We start from the raw sequence: 16,944 nt of genomic DNA on the forward strand, positions 1-16,944 counted from the left end.
GCCGGGTGGCGTCAGGTGCGGCCTGATGCCCTCACCCCGGCCCTCTCCCGCAGGGAGAGGGGGAAAACCCAAAGGAGCTAACGGTGACGCAAGTACCCCTTCCAGAATACAGCCGCAATATGCGGCTGATTGGCCATAGCGATCAGGGCGGTCGCCCGGACGGCGTGCAGCTGATGGTCCATCGCGGTTTCGCCTATATCGGCCATATGGTGTCGCAGGGCTTTTCGATTGTCGACGTGCGCGACCCGAAGAACCCGAAAGCGGCGGGCTACGTGCCCGCGCCGCCCGGCACCTGGAACGTGCACCTGCAGGCGCATGACGACCTGCTGCTGGTGATCAACGCCCGGGATCTGTTTGCCGATGCCCGCTTTGCCGACGAGAAGGTCTACTACACCCGCCAGGTGGGGGAGACCGTCAGCGACGTGCAGGACAAAGGCTGGAGCGCCGGGCTGCGGGTGTTTGATATCTCCACGCCCGACAGGCCGCGCGAAATCGGCTTTCTGTCGCTGAGCGGCATCGGCATCCACCGCATCTGGTACGTCGGCGGCCGCTGGGCGTATGTGTCAGCGCTGATCGACGGCTTTACCGACTACATTTTCCTGACCATCGATCTGGCCGATCCGCGTAAGCCTGAAGTGGCGGGGCGCTGGTGGCTGCCGGGGATGAACCAGGCCGAAGGGGAGACGCCGAACTGGCCGGAAGGGAAACGCTACGCGCTGCATCACGCGATTATCGCGGGCGATACCGCCTACGGCAGCTGGCGCGACGGCGGCCTGACGCTGCTGGACGTGAAGGACCGCACCCGGCCGAAGCTGATTAGCCACCGCAACTGGAGTCCGCCGTTTGGCGGCGGGACGCACACCGCGCTGCCGCTGCCGGACCGCGATTTGCTGGTGGTGCTGGACGAAGCGGTGCTGGATAACCAGGAGGACGGCGAAAAGCTGATCTGGCTGTTTGATATCCGCGAGCCGTCGAACCCGGTCAGCATCTCGACCTTCCCACAGCCGGATGAAACCGACTACGTGGCGAAAGGGGCGCATTTTGGCCCGCATAACCTGCACGAGAACCGGCCGGGGAGCTTTGTCAGCTCGACGCTGATTTTTGCGACCTATCAGAACGCGGGCGTGCGCGCATATGACATTTCCAATCCGTATCGACCGGTGGAAACGGGGGCGCTGGTGCCCGCCGCGCCGGAGAGAATGATGGACACGCGGCCAAATCGCCCGCAGGTGATCCAGTCGTGCGACGTGTTTGTGGATGCGCAGGGGATAATTTACAGCACGGATTATAACGGCGGGCTGTCGGTGATTGAGTATCTGGGATGAGTGCGGTTTGATGCCCTCATCCCGGCCCTCTCCCACAGGGAGAGGGAGAAAACCAGAATCGTAGGCCCGATAAGCGCAGCGCCACCGGGCACAAAGCCGGCACTCAGCTGTACTGCCGCACCCGTGCCACCAGATCTTCGGCGCTGTCGATGCGGTCGGCAATGACTATCAGCGCTTTACCGAGCGTTATCGCGTGGCGCAGGCACTCGTGGCGCATCGCCTCGTTCTGAATGGTGTCGATATCCGCTACGTGGGAAAGCCCGACGCTGCGGCGAATGAGCTCGGTGCCGCAGAAGCCGATGGCGTCATGCCAGACCTTTTTCAGGAACGCGGAGGCATAGCCCGGCGCGCCGAGCGCGGCGTCGCGCGTTTTCTCGTTTGCCAGCGCCTGGAAGCGTTCCGCGAAGGTGTTCCACAGCTCCTGAATATCGGTCAGGCGCTGCTCGCGCGCGGCGGCGGCATCGCGAATGCCCAGATGCCCCGGCAGGCCGCAGAAGTTCAGCAGCAGGTTGCCGATGGCGGTACCGACGTCAAAGCCAATCGGGCCAAAGTAGCCGAACTCGGCGTCGATGGCCTTCAGGCTGCCGTCGGCCACAAAAATCGAGCCGCTGTGAATATCGCCGTGCAGGAGCGCTTCGGCGTGCGAGAAGAAGCGGTGCTTCAGGGAAGCTACGGCAATTTTAAGCTGAGCGTCGTCGCGCAGGGCCGCGACGTCATTTTCCAGCTCGACCGGGTAGCTGTTGCGTTCGTGGATCTGGTACGGATCGTTGAAGAACAGATCTTCGGTGATCTCGCACATCTCCGGGTTGATGAATTTCGCCACCTGCGCTTTTTTCGCGTGCGGGTGCAGGTAGAAATCGCTGGTGTGGAACAGCGCGTGCGCGAGGTATTCGCCCAGCTGACGGGCCGCCTGCGGGTAGTAGATGTTTTTAATCAGCTCGCCGCGCCAGATGCGATGGCTGGAGAGATCTTCCATCACCATCACCGCCAGCTCCGGGTCAAAGTGGTGGATTTTCACGGTGTGCTGCGGGCTGTGCTGGTAGTGCTCGACCAGCGTTTGCGCTTCAAGGCGGGCGCGGTCCAGGGTCAGCGGCCAGGATTCGCCGACGCAGCGCACGTAGGGCAGCGCCTGCTTAACGACGATGCGGCTCACGCCCGCGCCGTCGAAAATTTTGAATACCAGATTGAGGTTGCCGTCGCCTACTTCCTGCGCCTCTACCAGCGATGAAGGATCGTCAAGTCCGCCAAACTGCCTGGCATACTCCACGGCGTCCTGAGCGGTAAAGGTACGGTATTGCGACATGGCCTGCTCCTCACGAGTTTTCTAATTAAGACATGTAGACGTCTATACATCTGGATTTCATCCTGACACAATGTGCTACAACAACGCAACAGGGAATTAACGACATGCAGACATTACAGACGACCAGCCTGCGGGTGGCGGATAATCAGCTCTTTATTCTCGATCAGCAGGCGCTTCCGCAGGAGAAACGCTGGCTGGATGCCTCGACGGTAGAGGCGCTGGTCGGGCATATCCACGCCCTGCGCGTGCGCGGCGCGCCGCTGATTGGTCTCTCCGCAAGCCTGCTGCTGGCGCTGCTGGCGGAAAACGGCAAAAGCCGCGACGAGCTGGCGTCGGCGCTGGAAACCCTGCGCGCCTCCCGCCCGACGGCGGTGAACCTCATGAACAATCTTGACCGCATGAAGCTCGCCCTGTGGCAGGAAGATTTTGTACCGGCGCTGGTGGCCGAAGCGCTGCGCCTGATTGACGAAGACAAACGTCTTTGCGACGCGATCGCCAAAGCCGGCAGCGCGCTGGTGAAGCCCGGCAGCCGTCTGCTGACCCACTGCAACACCGGCGGGCTGGCAACGGCGGGCGTTGGCACCGCATTGGGCGTGATTGCCCGCGCGCATCAGGAGGGTAACGTCAGCAACGTCTGGGTGGATGAAACCCGTCCGCTGCTGCAGGGCGGCAGATTGACCGCGTGGGAGCTTGGCGAGCTGGGCGTGCCGTATCAGCTGATTACCGATTCCATGGCCGCCAGCCTGATGGCAAAAGGGCTGGTGGACGCCGTGTGGGTGGGCGCAGACCGCATTGCCGCCAACGGCGACGTGGCGAACAAGATCGGCACCTATTCCCTGGCGGTGCTGGCGAAATTCCACGGCATTCCGTTTTACGTTGCCGCGCCGCAAACGACCCTCGATCCGGACTGCCCGAACGGGGACGCGATCCCGATTGAGCAGCGCGCCGCCAGCGAGGTGACGGGGGTGGCCGGAAGCTTTGGCGCGGTGCAGTGGGCGCCGGAAAATGCGCAGGTCTATAACCCGGCGTTTGACGTTACGCCTGCCTCGCTGATTAGCGGCTGGGTGCTGGATACGGGCGTAGTCACGCCGGAAGCGGTGGCAAACGGGAAATTCGCCTGAGTCCGGCTATCCTTTAAGGGGTTCCCCTGAGAGGACAATATCGTGACGCTGGATCCTGAAACTGACTTAAAACTGGAGCGCGTGGTGGATGCACCGCGCGACCTGCTGTGGCTGTGCTGGACCACGCCGGAACACATCAAAAACTTCTTCATTCCTGCTCCCCATAAGGTGACCGAATGCGACCTCGACCTGCGCGTGGGCGGGCGGTTCAACACCGTGTTTGAGGTGGACGGGCAGCGGATGGATAACCGGGGCGTCTTTCTGGAAATCGATCCCGGTCAAAAGCTGGTCTTTACCGACGGCTATACCGAAGGCTGGAAACCGGCCGAGAAGCCGTTTATGACGGCGATCCTGCTGCTGGAGGATGTGGGCGAGGGCAAGACCCGCTACACGGCGATTGCGCGTCATCCGACGAAGGAAATCCGCGAGCAGCATGAACAGATGGGCTTCCACGAAGGATGGGGGATTGTGCTGGATCAGCTGGTGGGGTATGTGAAGTCTCTTCAACCCCCTCTCCCTTGAGGGAGAGGGTTGGGGGGAGGGGGGAGAAATCATTGATCAAGTCGAAGAAAGGTTTCTCTTTTTGGTATTCCTCATCTGACGAAATATTGGCTCTCCCTTTTCATCAAAATATCTTTCCGGCCATATCACGTCGGGCGGAATTTCTAGCGCCTGTGCGATAAGCAATTCACCTTTGGGCCATGGTCGGGTAAGCGCGTTTGCCAGTGTGGATGAGGAAAGGCCAGCCTTTCGGGACAACGCAGCCATGTTTCTTTAGTGCGGCGATGATGTCGGCATGATGCCAGTTCTGATGACGCATTGTGTCCTCCTTACATGTATTTGTTACGCACTTAATTATCCTATTTTGGGATAAAAACACAATAGGAGGATATTCGATTTCAGGATATTTGTATGGAATCGGAACAATGGCATCAGTTTACTCGGACGAATACCAGCGTGTTATCAGTGCGTTGAAGAAAGCTCGTAAGGAGAAGGGGATTACTCAGGCACAGCTTGCTGAGGCTTTGGGTAAACCGCAATCGTTTATTGCTAAAGTGGAAAGCGGTGAACGCAGGTTAGATGTGGTGGAGTTTGTGCATCTAGCGAGGCTGGTTGGTGTGAATATATCGTTAATTTTGAATGAAATAATATAGATAAGAAAATATCAAAGTTAATAATAAGGTAAATGATAAAACATGGTGCTCAAGGGGCTAAAATGAATGATAAATTACAAGTTTATGCTGAAAATATTAAAAGTACTGGTTTTATTTTAGAAAGTAAAGTCTCTGATTTTTTAAATAATCATGGCTGGGGGTTATTAATAATAAATATTATATAGATGATGTTCAAAGTGTTGCGCGAGAAATAGATATTATTGCTTACAAAGCGACAAAAGTTAGAGATGTATTAGTTTATACAACTCTCATAATTAGTTGTAAGAAAAATGAAGAAAATGTTTGGGCGTTATTAGTGAAAAAAATTAAGCCCAATGATCCTAATATTGATTATGAGCCATTGAAAAACTGGAGTAATCACCCAATACTAAACTATGAATTAAATTTTAATAACAAAGAGAAAATCGGCGTGCCGGATGGTATTGTTTATGAAAAAATTTTCAACGTGACAAAAAATGTTTTTGCTTTTCAAGAAATGAGTAAGAAAAGTGGAAGATCAAATAATGATAAAAATATATTCAATTCAATAACGTCATTGATGAAAGCGCAGTCTTATGAGTTAACCTCTTTATCTTCCAGAAAAAAAGAACGTAGTGTTTATTTTTTCCATCTAATGTCATTAATTGATAGTGAGATGATACTACTGGATTGTGAAGGAGATGAAATACATCCAAGCGAAACGGAATCGCATACTATCATAAGTAATTATATTATAAATGGTGAATCGACTGCTTCAAAAATAAATTTCATGACACTTAATGGTTTTTTAAATAATGAAATTTATTATCAAAAACTTCACGAGCATTATGTAACTTATATCAATAAATGCTTTTCGAGTTTTTACAATGATGCTTTTTCTAATATTGATAAACGTAAGATTTTAACAAAAGAGCTATGGCATAAGTATGGGGCAAAGTTATCGCTCCAAGTAATGAGGGGTTTTAAAGTATATGATCGTTTTAGCATAGATGACATCTGGCCTTCTGATGATTCGCTAATAGTTGAGATAACTACTAAGAGTTCGCAGCTTAACGAGCTGTTGGAGGGTAGCGAAAAGATAAAAGAACAACTTCGACTTTATATTGAAGATGTTTTTAACATTAAAGTGAATAAAAAAATAACTTTTATAGATGATATTCCATTTTGATTCAGTTAAAAGTGCCATTGATTAACGTTAATGGCACTAGAAGTGTAAATACCTATGCGAGGCGTGGATACGCATCCGCGATGGCATCGCCCGTAAACTGCGCCACCCAGCCTTCCGGATTGTCGAAAATACGAATGGCGGTAAAATTCGGCTCGGAGCCCATATCAAACCAGTGTGGCGTGCCCGCGGGAACGGAAATCAGGTCGTTTTTCTCGCACAGCACCTGATACACCTCATCGCCAATGTGCAGGCAGAACAGCCCCGCGCCTTCTACGAAGAAGCGCACTTCGTCTTCGCCGTGGGTGTGTTCGTTCAGGAACTTCGCGCGCAGCGCCTCTTTCTGCGGGTTGTCGGCGCGCAGGCTGATCACGTCCCAGCTTTGGTAGCCTTTTTCCGCCACCAGCTTGTCGATCGCATGCTGATACGCCTCGATCACGGCTTCAGGTGCGGGATCGTGTCCTAAATCGCGATCCGCCGCCCAGCGTTCAAACCGCACGCCTTTGGCGTTGAGCTGCTGGGCGATCTCGGCGGCGTCGGTGCTGTGCCACTGGTGTTGACTGGCGTCTTTATCGGAATAAATGGTCAATGCGCTCATGAAGGGATCTGCTCCGGATTAATCTCGTCAAACTGGTGGACCTGATGGTGATGGCTTGCGCCGTCATCATCACCGCGAATCAGCTGCAGTGTGCGAAAACCTGCCTGTTCAGCCGCGTCCAGCTCCTGATGAATATCGGACAGGAACAGGATCTGCGACGGTGCGATGCCCGTTTGTGCCGCAATGTTCTGATAGGACTGCACCTCGCGCTTGGCGCCGATGTGGGTATCAAAATAGCCGCTGAACAGATGAGTAATATCACCTTCGTCGCTGTAGCCAAATAACAGTTTCTGCGCGGCGACGGAGCCAGAGGAATAAACATAGAGATCAATCCCTTGCGCTTTCCACTTTTCCAGCGCAGGCAGTACGTCCGGGTAGAGGTGGCCGGTAAAGTCGCCGTTCACGTAGCCGTCATGCCAGATGATCCCCTGCAGGGCTTTGAGCGCCGTGGATTTGCGGTCCTCATCCATAAAGGCAAACAGGGCGTCGATAAGCTCGCTGACGCTGGCGTGCGGGTTACCGATTTCATCACGCAGGTTGTCCAGAATGGATTTGACCGGCTCGGCGTACTGCTGCGCGGTCACGAAGGCCGCCAGCCGCTCACGCGCGTAGGGGAACAAAACGTCATGGACAAAACGGATATCGCTGGTGGTCCCTTCAATATCCGTCACAATCGCGCGAATCATACTCTCTCCAGTTGTCGTAAACGCATTTCGCATTCAAATAAGAATTCTAGTCCTTCCAGATGACGGCGGGCCTCGGCCACGTCGCGTCCCCAGCAGGTTAAGCCATGACCGCGCAGAAGAAAACCATAATTAAGCGGGCGTTCCTGTGCGTAATGGGCGATTCGGGAGGCGAGGGCGTCAATATCCTGGTCGTTATCGAAGACCGGGATAGCCACCGTATCCAGATGCGTGGTCTGCCCGGTGAGGGATTTTTGCATCTCAAAGCCGCTGATGTTGAGCTCGGCTTCTTTGACCAGACGCGACAGCACCGTGGCGTTGACGGTATGAACGTGCAGGACGGCGTTGGCTTCCGGGTACAGGCGATAAATCAGCGTGTGAAGACCGGTTTCCGCCGACGGCCTGCGGCCAGACGGCGCGCGGTTGGTGGCGATTTCAACCTGCAGAAAATCCGCCGTTGTCAGGCTGCCTTTGTCTTTACCGGATTCGCTGAGCCAGCAGAGGCGCTCGTCCTGACGCACCGACATGTTGCCCCCGGTGGCGGGTGCCCAGCCTTTGGCGCCAATCCAGCGGCAGGCGTCGACAAGATGTGTGAGTTGCAGGTTGTCTGTCATTTCCTTTTACCCTCGCGGCCAGGAATATTCATATGGTTTAGACGTCTAAGCGTCTTGATTGCCAAAGACTAACATCGTGTTATAGTGGCAGCAACATAAGTATTACAAGCAGGCACGACACAATGAGCAATAACGCATTGATTCCTCAGAGTAAACTTCCCAATCTCGGTACTACCATCTTTACGCAGATGAGCGCTCTGGCGCAGCAGCACAACGCCATTAATCTTTCACAGGGATTCCCGGATTTCGACGGCCCGACCTATCTGCAGGATCGCCTGGCGTACCACGTGGCGCAGGGGGCGAATCAGTATGCGCCGATGACGGGCGTGCAGGCGCTGCGGGAGGCCATTGCGGATAAAACGGCGGAGCTGTACGGCCATAAGCCCGATGCGAACAGCGACATTACGGTGACGGCAGGGGCGACCGAAGCGCTCTATGCGGCCATCACCGCGCTGGTGCGTACGGGCGATGAAGTTATCTGCTTTGATCCGAGCTACGACAGCTATGCGCCTGCGGTTGAACTCTCCGGCGGCGTGGTGAAACGCGTGGCGCTCCAGCCGCCGCATTTTCGCCCTGACTGGCAGGCGTTTGCTGCGCTGCTGAGCGACAAAACCCGCCTGGTGATCCTGAATACCCCGCACAACCCGTCGGCGACGGTGTGGCAAAAGGCCGATTTCGCCGCGCTGTGGCAGGCGATTGCGGAACGTGAAATTTACGTGCTGAGCGATGAAGTCTACGAGCACATCTGCTTTGCAGAAGAAGGACACGCCAGCGTGCTGGCCCATCCGCAGCTTCGCGAGCGTGCTATCGCCGTCTCGTCATTCGGTAAGACTTACCATATGACCGGCTGGAAAGTGGGCTACTGCGTCGCACCGGCGGCTATCAGCGCCGAGCTGCGCAAGGTGCACCAGTACCTGACCTTTGCCGTGAACACGCCGGCTCAGCTGGCGCTGGCGGATATGCTGCGCGCCGAGCCGGAGCACTATCGCGAGCTGCCGCACTTCTATCGTGAACGTCGGGATCTGTTTGTGACGGCGCTCAGCAAAAGTCGTCTGGAAATTTTGCCCTCAGAAGGGACCTATTTCCTGCTCGCCGACTACAGCGCGATATCGGATCTGGACGACGTGAGTTTCTGCCAGTGGCTGACGAAAGAGGTGGGCGTAGCCGCCATTCCGCTGTCTGTATTCTGCGCCGATCCCTTCCCGCATAAGCTGATTCGTCTTTGCTTTGCGAAGCAGGAATCGACGCTGCTGGCGGCGGCAGAGCGTCTTAACACGCTCTGATTATTTCACCGTCCAGGCTTCTGAATAACGACGGTCTGCAAACAGCTCCAGCAGACCGTTGATTTGCTTGAGGCGCAAGACTTCATCGCTGTCCATTCCCAGCTCCTTGCTTATTCTCTCGTCATTCCAGCCAAGCTGCACCAGCTCGCGAACGATCTCCGACATAGCGTTAATCTGGTGTCGACCCCGCGCCCGGTTGTGACGAATAGTGGCAGCCATACGGTCATGTTTATCCTGTCGGTCCTGGCGCAGGAAGGTCACAGGGAGATAACCCTTGAGCTGGTGCTTCAGTGCCGCCCGATTTGTACCGATTTCATGGCGATGAAAACCATCCACAATTTCGTAGTGTTGCGGTTCACTTTCTGTCACAACGATAGGTTGGGTGAATCCATCGAGTTCCAGCGACTTACTGAGCAGCCGTTTTTCTGGCGGGGCAACATTATTGGGGTTGTAGTCGTTAGCGGTAATAGCGTCCTGTCTGATCCAGAGGACGCAGTCTATCGGTTGCGCACGAAACGGACTGTGTTTATGGATCGCTTCACGAAAGGCATTTATGGCGTTAATGCGTTCCTCTTCGGGAAGTGACTGAAGGTACGTTTCCATCTCGTTGATTAGTTTTTGTCGCATAATATGCCCCACTCCTTGCGTTTCGCCTTCACTCTGTCGCTGTAGCGCTGATAATGTTTGGGTTTATTTGGGCTGAACGATAGCGCCCTGCACCAGTAGTCGTTATTCAGGAGAACCTTACAAATACGGCGCCATGAGGGAACATCTTTGGCACCGATATCACCGTCCTGCGTATCGGGAATATCCTCTGCGCCTCTCTTCTGATACCAGTGCAGATAAATGGCGATTTTATTGCGGTAATGCTCAGCCGTATTTTGCGGCATGCTGTCGAGGAGCAGCATGGCATATTCGCGCCAGCACAGGTGTTCGGGTTTCAGAATTTTTCGGTGACCATAAAAATGGTTATCGTGTCCGGCGTACATCCCCCCGCTGCGCGCACCGCTCACGCGCTCACACATGGCCGCCCAGCGATCGGGTTCAACAACGTGGTAGAGCCATAATCCCTGGCGCTGCTCCGGACCAAAGGGTTCACAAATCCGCATGTAGCGTAGCGGTACGCCGGCCTGAAACATCAGGTCATAGAGTGGGTTATAGCAACACCCTGATTTGGCGAACCAGGTCCATATATCGGCGGTTTTCCAGTCGTAGAGAGGGTAGATATACCAGGCATGTCCTCCAGGTGCGACGGTTGTCCAGGGTTTATCGTCGGCAAACCGCTGTTTACGCGCCGACGCGACAGCCAGAAAACGGTTGTAAGACTCATCGGCGCGGATGCCAATCAGTACCGCCGCCGGGCGATTGCGAGAGAACCAGTCGGAGAAACCGCGGACAAAGGTTTCAAACGTCATGCCTGGCTGGTAGAAGGGAAAAAAAGCGGGATCGGTTATCGCATCGTCAGGAGGCTGGCGGACCCATTGGGTGCCGGGTTCCCAGCATTGCCATTCCGGCTGGAATTGCGACAGTGAATTTTGCGTTGTCAGGGGGAGCGCGACCCACCAGAAATGGTCGATGACATCGCTGTACAACTCGCGCATATGTTCCACATGGATAATGGTGTGGGAAAACTGCGCTTCCCAGTCGATAAAGAGCACATCTATTTTGAGGTTCATCAGTCGCGCCTGTTGGGCAACGAGATGCAGCATGACGGTGGAGTCTTTACCTCCTGAAAAAGAAACACAGATTCTGGGTAAGTTTTCGAGCGTCCATTTTATTCGCTCCCGAGCAGCAGTAAGAACATCCTGGTCTAAAGGGTATTTATAAATTGACATGCTTATTCTCATCCTGAGGAATAAATACCTGGCTGTAGCGTCAATATTAATGAGAGGATTATATCAGTCAATAATTAATTGGATATGTAACGGTTATGCTGCGTAATTATATAACGGTGGTGTATGTTTTAACGGTGTGGTTCCCATTTTGTGCGAGAACCACAGCCATATCTCACGGTAAGGATATTTCTTCAATAAAACTCGCGAATGCCGAGCTATTGAGCGCGGAACGATTGTACATCATGTAAATATCAATGCTGGGGAATTGAATGTCAGTTTCCACTTTTCGCAGGTTGAGGGCTGGCCCATATTGTTCGAAGGCCGGTGCGGGCACTAATCCTATGAGGTCGGACGAACCTATCACCGACAGAAGGGATATAAAAGAGTCGCTACGATAGACGATATTTCTTTCGGTTAACAGGTTTTCGGCCTTTTCCTGATAGTCTTTGAAGCTGTTTTCATCGTTCAGGTAGGCGGTGAAGTTTTCATTCAGAATCTCTTCACGCGTGGGATTTTCACTGAGACGGGGATGGCCCTCCCGACAAACGAGAACGAAAGGAAGTTTATGGTAGAGGCTACAGGCGACAGAATGATTGTTAGAAGAAGAAAACGAAAATATCAGGTCGGCTCTTCTGTAGGCTAAGAGATCTTCTGCTGAATCAGAAGAAAGAAAAACATCATGTAATTCAATTGAATAGTTATGGTTTTCCATCAGCAGTTTTATAGGGTCAAGCGTTGCTTTCGTACTCATAAAATGCGGGCAATAAATGACAAAGTTCTTCTTCAACCCGCTGCTGTGCATGATATTGATAGTCTGCTCCAGCTGGTTCAGGTTCTGTTCCAGATGATGATGCAGATTGACGCCGACGGTCGTGGGCGTGATCCCTTTACCGGAACGGATAAACAGAGGATCGTTGAGTTGTCCTCTCAGACGCTGCAGTGACTGGCTCACGGCAGAGGGGGTGATATACAGCGTCTCGGCGGCTTTACTGATACTAAGGTGCTGGTAAATGCACTCGAAAATGACTAACAGATTAAGATCGAATTTTTTAAGGTCATACAGGTTTGCCATGTTTCGTCCTGAGGGTACTGCGTTTGCTGTGGTTATCATATAACTGATAACAATAGTTTAAGGCTAACCATTTATAACTCTTTCGGTTAGCTCTCTTAGTTTTAAATTAAATCATCTTAATATATCACGGTGGCAGATTATTGAAATAGCGCTTCAAAAGCGATTAAGACAATTTTATCTTAAGAAAGGGAACAATGATTTTAAATAACAACTGTCATTTATATATTGCGATAGTTTTATAATAAAAATAAATTTATAACGCACCGTAATGATGTTCGGCACAACCTATCACAGCCATAGGCAGGAATGCCTCTCTTATGGATTGCTCAATCCCTGTGCGGGTGGTGTAATCAAACGGCTGTTACCGCCTTGATATAAAGGGTTGTAGAGCGCAACGCAACGCCAGTTTCGGCTGGCACTGAATGTACCTGCGGGGAATTCAGGTATCAGGGCCGCCCGTTGAGGCGGCCTTTTTACTTTCAGGCTTTCCTGTAAAAGGTTCACCTTGTTGTCTTGTCGACGTTGTAAGGTTTGGCTGATTGATTTGATAAAGCATACGCATTAGCCCCGATGAATAAAGTTGGTTACCTTACATCTCAACGAAAACACGGAGGAAGTACAGATGTCTTTGATTAACACCAAAATTAAACCTTTCAAAAACCAGGCGTTCAAAAACGGTGAGTTCATCGAAGTTACCGAGAAAGATACCGAAGGCCGCTGGAGCGTCTTCTTCTTCTATCCGGCTGACTTTACCTTCGTTTGCCCGACTGAACTGGGTGACGTTGCAGACCATTACGACGAACTGCAGAAGCTGGGCGTAGACGTTTACTCCGTCTCTACCGATACCCACTTCACCCACAAAGCATGGCACAGCAGCTCTGAAACTATCGCGAAAATCAAATACGCGATGATCGGCGACCCGACTGGCGCCCTGACCCGTAACTTCGACAACATGCGTGAAGATGAAGGCCTGGCTGACCGCGCCACCTTCGTTGTTGACCCGCAGGGCATTATCCAGGCTATCGAAGTTACCGCTGAAGGTATCGGCCGTGATGCTTCTGACCTGCTGCGTAAAGTGAAAGCCGCTCAGTACGTGGCTTCTCACCCAGGCGAAGTATGCCCGGCGAAATGGAAAGAAGGCGAAGCGACGCTGGCTCCATCCTTAGATCTGGTTGGTAAAATCTAAGTTTTGCCCATTCGGTAATCAATGGGCGCACCCGCGCCCATTTCATTCCAGCACCATGATGCAAGTTGCATTCAGGCCGCCCGTATAAGGCAGCTTGCATGATGACGTCTTAAGAGAGGGAAGAACAATGCTCGACACTAACATGAAAACCCAGCTCAAGGCCTACCTTGAGAAACTGACCAAACCCGTTGAGCTGATTGCCACGCTGGACGACAGCGCCAAATCGGCAGAAATCAAGGAACTGCTGGCGGAGATCGCCGAGCTGTCGCCGAAAGTGACCTTCAAAGAAGACAACGCGCTGCCGGTCCGTAAGCCCTCTTTCCTGATTACCAACCCAGGCTCCGACCAGGGACCGCGCTTTGCCGGCTCGCCGCTGGGTCACGAATTTACCTCACTGGTGCTGGCGCTGCTGTGGACCGGTGGTCATCCGTCAAAAGAAGCGCAGGCGCTGCTGGAGCAGATCCGCGATATCGACGGTGATTTCGAATTTGAAACCTATTACTCGCTCTCCTGCCACAACTGCCCGGACGTGGTGCAGGCGCTGAACCTGATGTCGGTTCTGAACCCGCGCATCAAGCACACGGCGATTGACGGCGGTACCTTCCAGAATGAAATCACCGATCGCAACGTGATGGGCGTTCCGGCGGTCTATATGAACGGCAAAGAGTTCGGCCAGGGCCGCATGACGCTGACTGAAATCGTTGCCAAAGTGGATACCGGTGCTGAAAAACGTGCGGCGGAAGAGCTGAACAAACGCGATGCCTACGACGTGCTGATCGTCGGTTCCGGCCCTGCGGGCGCGGCGGCAGCGGTGTACTCTGCGCGTAAAGGTATTCGTACCGGCCTGATGGGCGAACGTTTTGGCGGCCAGGTGCTCGATACCGTGGACATCGAAAACTACATCTCCGTGCCGAAGACCGAAGGCCAGAAGCTGGCGGGGGCGCTGAAGGCGCACGTCAGCGACTACGACGTGGACGTGATTGACAGCCAGAGCGCCAGCAAGCTGGTTCCGGCAGCGGTCGAGGGTGGTTTACACCAGATTGAAACCGCGTCCGGCGCGGTGCTGAAAGCGCGCAGCATTATCATTGCCACCGGCGCGAAATGGCGCAACATGAACGTTCCGGGCGAAGATCAATACCGTACCAAAGGCGTGACCTACTGTCCGCACTGCGACGGCCCGCTGTTTAAAGGTAAATGCGTGGCGGTGATCGGCGGCGGTAACTCCGGCGTGGAAGCGGCTATCGACCTGGCGGGGATTGTTGAGCACGTTACCCTTCTGGAGTTCGCTCCAGAGATGAAGGCCGACCAGGTTCTGCAGGATAAAGTTCGCAGCCTGAAAAACGTCGACATCGTACTGAACGCGCAGACCACGGAAGTGAAGGGCGACGGCAGCAAAGTGACCGGCCTGGAATACCGCGACCGCGTGAGCGGCGACGTGCACAGCGTTCAGCTGTCAGGGATCTTCGTGCAGATTGGTCTGCTGCCAAATACCACCTGGCTGGAAGGCGCGATTGAGCGCAACCGCATGGGCGAAATCATCATCGATGCGAAATGTGAAACCAGCGTGAAAGGCGTGTTTGCGGCGGGCGACTGCACCACCGTGCCGTATAAACAGATCATTATCGCCACGGGCGAAGGGGCGAAGGCGTCTCTGAGTTCCTTTGACTACCTGATTCGCACCAAAACCGCATAACAAAAGAAAGTAAGGCTACACCTGCAATAGTGAGAGGCCACCGAAAGGTGGCCTCTTTTTTTATCTTACGACCATCACCGGTATGTGGGTGTGGCGGATCACGCTGGAGGCGTTAGAGCCCAGCAGATGCGTGGTAATGGAAGGGTTGCGCGAACCGATGACCACCACGTCTGCTTTCAGTTCGTTCGCCAGTTCGTTTACCGCATCGCGTACGCTGCCGAATCTGACGTGCGTTTTGATGCGCGAAGGGTCGATGCTGAAGTGGCTGACCATGGTTTGCAGGCGAGTTTCCGCTTCATGCTGCAAATGCTCCTCGAAGCGACGCACGTCGGCGGCAAAGCGGTGCAGGCTCAGGCTGGCGGAGCCCGGCAGTACGTGCAAAAGATGGATAACACCGTCCTGCTGCGCCAGGAACTCCGCATGGCGTACGGCCTTGTCGCTCAGCTCCATCTCAAAAACATCAACCGGCATAATGATTCTCTGATACATACCCGTTTCTCCTTGTTTATAAACGCTGAACTCATTCAACCATAAAATAGATATGGTTTCTGTAAGCGCCCCGTCAGTTTTCTTAAGTTGCCAGGATAAATCTCAAAAGGCCCGTATTCCAGGGCAGACCTTCAGGGGTAGCTACCCTTATACACTTACCTGGAACCTTTCGGAGGTCGCATGAAAGCACTTACGTATCACGGTCCGCACCATGTACGCGTCGAGAATGTCCCCGATCCCATTATCGAACAGCCCGACGATATCATTTTGCGCGTCACGGCCACGGCTATCTGCGGCTCCGATTTGCATCTCTATCGCGGAAAGATCCCGAAGGTGCAGCACGGCGATATTTTTGGCCATGAGTTTATGGGGGAAATCGTCGAGTGCGGCGCAGAGGTGAAAAATTTGCAAAAAGGCGATCGCGTGGTGATCCCCTTTGTCATTGCCTGTGGGGACTGTTTCTTCTGTCGGTTGCAGCAATACGCGGCCTGTGAGAATACCAATGCCGGGCAGGGCGCCGCGCTGAACAAAAAGCAAATCCCCGCCCCGGCCGCGCTGTTTGGCTACAGCCATCTCTACGGCGGCGTGCCGGGGGGACAGGCGGAATATGTCCGCGTGCCAAAAGGCAACGTCGGGCCGTTTAAGGTCCCGCAACTCCTCTCCGATGATAAGGCGCTGTTCTTGTCAGATATTTTGCCCACGGCCTGGCAGGCGGCAAAAAATGCGCAGATTGAAAAAGGCTCAAGCGTTGCGGTTTTCGGCGCCGGGCCGGTGGGGCTCCTGACCATTGCCTGCGCGCGGCTGTTAGGGGCCGAGCAGATCTTTGTTATCGATCACCACCCGTACCGTTTGCGATTTGCCGAAGCGCGTTACGGCGCAATCCCCATCAACTTTGATGATGATAACGACGCGGCGGAAAAAATCATCGAGCAGACCGCTGGCCAGCGCGGCGTTGACGCCGTGATTGATGCGGTTGGGTTCGAAGCGAAAGGCAGCACCACGGAAACGATCCTCAGCAATCTTAAAATTGAAGGCAGCAGCGGCAAAGCGCTGCGGCAGTGCATTGCTGCCGTTCGACGCGGTGGCGTGGTTAGCGTACCCGGCGTGTACGCCGGGTTTATTCATGGCTTCCTGTTTGGCGATGCCTTTGATAAGGGTCTGACGTTTAAGATGGGCCAGACGCACGTCCATGCCTGGCTGGGTGAGCTGCTGCCGCTGATCGAAAAAGGGCTGCTTACCCCGGAAGAGATCGTGACCCATTATCTTCCCCTTGCCGATGCGGAACGCGCCTATAAGGTATTCGAAAAACGGGAGGAGGAGTGCCGGAAGGTGATTCTGGTCCCTGGCGCAGAAACGCCCGAGGCCGCAGAGCAAAAAGTTAAGGGCCTGGTGAACGCTTTCCCGGGTGGGGTTGCATAAGTAC

General features: G+C 53.9%; 18 protein-coding genes and 1 pseudogene. 10 read left to right on the top strand and 9 right to left on the bottom strand.

Translation table 11 applies throughout. The features are described 5' to 3' along the window. The first annotated feature begins 83 nt into the window (after nucleotides 1–83). Entirely contained in the window at nucleotides 84–1,325 is a 1,242-nt protein-coding gene (locus NI40_RS05580) for an LVIVD repeat-containing protein (RefSeq protein WP_039264084.1), read from the top strand. Between the two features lie 103 nt (nucleotides 1,326–1,428). On the opposite strand, the gene mtnK is transcribed toward NI40_RS05580, so the two are convergent. After that, the gene (gene mtnK, locus NI40_RS05585) at nucleotides 1,429–2,628 is read right to left on the bottom strand and encodes an S-methyl-5-thioribose kinase (protein WP_039264085.1); all 1,200 of its coding nucleotides are present in this window, start codon (nucleotides 2,626–2,628) and stop codon (nucleotides 1,429–1,431) included. Nucleotides 2,629–2,732: 104 nt separating this feature from the next. Here mtnK and mtnA point away from each other — a divergent pair, with 104 nt between their 5' ends. Further along, on the top strand, nucleotides 2,733–3,749 hold the full coding sequence (gene mtnA, locus NI40_RS05590; protein ID WP_039264086.1) for an S-methyl-5-thioribose-1-phosphate isomerase: 1,017 nt from the start codon (nucleotides 2,733–2,735) through the stop codon (nucleotides 3,747–3,749). Between the two features lie 42 nt (nucleotides 3,750–3,791). Next, nucleotides 3,792–4,271, top strand: a complete 480-nt coding sequence (locus tag NI40_RS05595) for an SRPBCC family protein (protein ID WP_039264087.1) — start codon at nucleotides 3,792–3,794, stop codon at nucleotides 4,269–4,271. A 36-nt stretch (nucleotides 4,272–4,307) separates the two neighbouring features. Here NI40_RS05595 and NI40_RS22530 read toward each other — a convergent pair. Beyond that, nucleotides 4,308–4,569, bottom strand: a pseudogene (locus NI40_RS22530) (helix-turn-helix domain-containing protein). Nucleotides 4,570–4,675: 106 nt separating this feature from the next. Here NI40_RS22530 and NI40_RS05600 point away from each other — a divergent pair. From NI40_RS05600 to NI40_RS05605, 3 genes are all read left to right on the top strand, one after another. Next, nucleotides 4,676–4,903: a helix-turn-helix domain-containing protein gene (locus NI40_RS05600; RefSeq protein WP_039264088.1), complete on the top strand. Its 228-nt coding sequence runs from the start codon at nucleotides 4,676–4,678 to the stop codon at nucleotides 4,901–4,903. 62 nt (nucleotides 4,904–4,965) lie between these two features. Continuing rightward, nucleotides 4,966–5,088, top strand: coding sequence for a hypothetical protein (locus tag NI40_RS24385; RefSeq protein ID WP_257721157.1), 123 nt, complete (start codon nucleotides 4,966–4,968; stop codon nucleotides 5,086–5,088). A gap of 131 nt (nucleotides 5,089–5,219) precedes the next feature. Continuing rightward, nucleotides 5,220–6,071, top strand: coding sequence for a hypothetical protein (locus NI40_RS05605; RefSeq protein ID WP_039261211.1), 852 nt, complete (start codon nucleotides 5,220–5,222; stop codon nucleotides 6,069–6,071). Between the two features lie 52 nt (nucleotides 6,072–6,123). On the opposite strand, the gene NI40_RS05610 is transcribed toward NI40_RS05605, so the two are convergent. The 3 genes from NI40_RS05610 to NI40_RS05620 are packed head-to-tail and all read right to left on the bottom strand — an operon-like array spanning nucleotide 6,124 to nucleotide 7,963. Next, nucleotides 6,124–6,666 (bottom strand): 1,2-dihydroxy-3-keto-5-methylthiopentene dioxygenase, encoded by a 543-nt coding sequence (locus tag NI40_RS05610; protein ID WP_015571163.1) that lies wholly within the window; start codon nucleotides 6,664–6,666, stop codon nucleotides 6,124–6,126. Further along, the gene (gene mtnC / locus NI40_RS05615) at nucleotides 6,663–7,352 is read right to left on the bottom strand and encodes an acireductone synthase (RefSeq protein WP_033144912.1); all 690 of its coding nucleotides are present in this window, start codon (nucleotides 7,350–7,352) and stop codon (nucleotides 6,663–6,665) included. Before mtnC ends, NI40_RS05610 begins: the two co-directional genes overlap by 4 nt. Further along, nucleotides 7,349–7,963 (bottom strand): methylthioribulose 1-phosphate dehydratase, encoded by a 615-nt coding sequence (locus NI40_RS05620; RefSeq protein WP_039261214.1) that lies wholly within the window; start codon nucleotides 7,961–7,963, stop codon nucleotides 7,349–7,351. Before NI40_RS05620 ends, mtnC begins: the two co-directional genes overlap by 4 nt. A 122-nt stretch (nucleotides 7,964–8,085) precedes the next feature. On the opposite strand from NI40_RS05620, the gene NI40_RS05625 reads away from it, so the two are divergent. After that, nucleotides 8,086–9,246, top strand: coding sequence for a pyridoxal phosphate-dependent aminotransferase (locus NI40_RS05625; RefSeq protein ID WP_039261217.1), 1,161 nt, complete (start codon nucleotides 8,086–8,088; stop codon nucleotides 9,244–9,246). On the opposite strand, the gene NI40_RS05630 is transcribed toward NI40_RS05625, so the two are convergent. The 3 genes from NI40_RS05630 to citR all read right to left on the bottom strand — a co-directional run bounded on the left by NI40_RS05630 (nucleotide 9,247) and on the right by citR (nucleotide 12,153). After that, nucleotides 9,247–9,873, bottom strand: coding sequence for an IbrB-like domain-containing protein (locus tag NI40_RS05630; RefSeq protein WP_039261219.1), 627 nt, complete (start codon nucleotides 9,871–9,873; stop codon nucleotides 9,247–9,249). Then, a complete protein-coding gene (locus NI40_RS05635) occupies nucleotides 9,858–11,081 on the bottom strand; it encodes a phosphoadenosine phosphosulfate reductase (RefSeq protein ID WP_039261221.1) in 1,224 nt (407 codons plus the stop codon). Before NI40_RS05635 ends, NI40_RS05630 begins: the two co-directional genes overlap by 16 nt. Before the next feature lie 172 nt (nucleotides 11,082–11,253). After that, a complete protein-coding gene (gene citR / locus NI40_RS05640) occupies nucleotides 11,254–12,153 on the bottom strand; it encodes a DNA-binding transcriptional repressor CitR (protein ID WP_039261223.1) in 900 nt (299 codons plus the stop codon). A 622-nt stretch (nucleotides 12,154–12,775) separates the two neighbouring features. On the opposite strand from citR, the gene ahpC reads away from it, so the two are divergent. Together ahpC and ahpF are read left to right on the top strand one after the other, a co-directional pair. Then, complete coding sequence (gene ahpC, locus NI40_RS05645; protein WP_008501015.1) at nucleotides 12,776–13,339, top strand: alkyl hydroperoxide reductase subunit C; 564 nt, start codon at nucleotides 12,776–12,778, stop codon at nucleotides 13,337–13,339. Between the two features lie 127 nt (nucleotides 13,340–13,466). Further along, nucleotides 13,467–15,032 (top strand): alkyl hydroperoxide reductase subunit F, encoded by a 1,566-nt coding sequence (gene ahpF / locus NI40_RS05650; RefSeq protein WP_039261227.1) that lies wholly within the window; start codon nucleotides 13,467–13,469, stop codon nucleotides 15,030–15,032. A gap of 60 nt (nucleotides 15,033–15,092) precedes the next feature. Here ahpF and uspG read toward each other — a convergent pair whose 3' ends face one another. Continuing rightward, nucleotides 15,093–15,521: a universal stress protein UspG gene (uspG, locus tag NI40_RS05655; RefSeq protein ID WP_023310731.1), complete on the bottom strand. Its 429-nt coding sequence runs from the start codon at nucleotides 15,519–15,521 to the stop codon at nucleotides 15,093–15,095. A gap of 180 nt (nucleotides 15,522–15,701) precedes the next feature. On the opposite strand from uspG, the gene NI40_RS05660 reads away from it, so the two are divergent. Beyond that, the gene (locus NI40_RS05660; RefSeq protein WP_032661072.1) at nucleotides 15,702–16,940 is read left to right on the top strand and encodes a zinc-dependent alcohol dehydrogenase; all 1,239 of its coding nucleotides are present in this window, start codon (nucleotides 15,702–15,704) and stop codon (nucleotides 16,938–16,940) included. Nucleotides 16,941–16,944: the final 4 nt, after the last annotated feature.

The sequence above is a fragment of the Enterobacter sp. E20 genome (genome assembly GCF_000801755.2).
In the GTDB taxonomy this organism is placed as follows: domain Bacteria; phylum Pseudomonadota; class Gammaproteobacteria; order Enterobacterales; family Enterobacteriaceae; genus Enterobacter; species Enterobacter asburiae_B.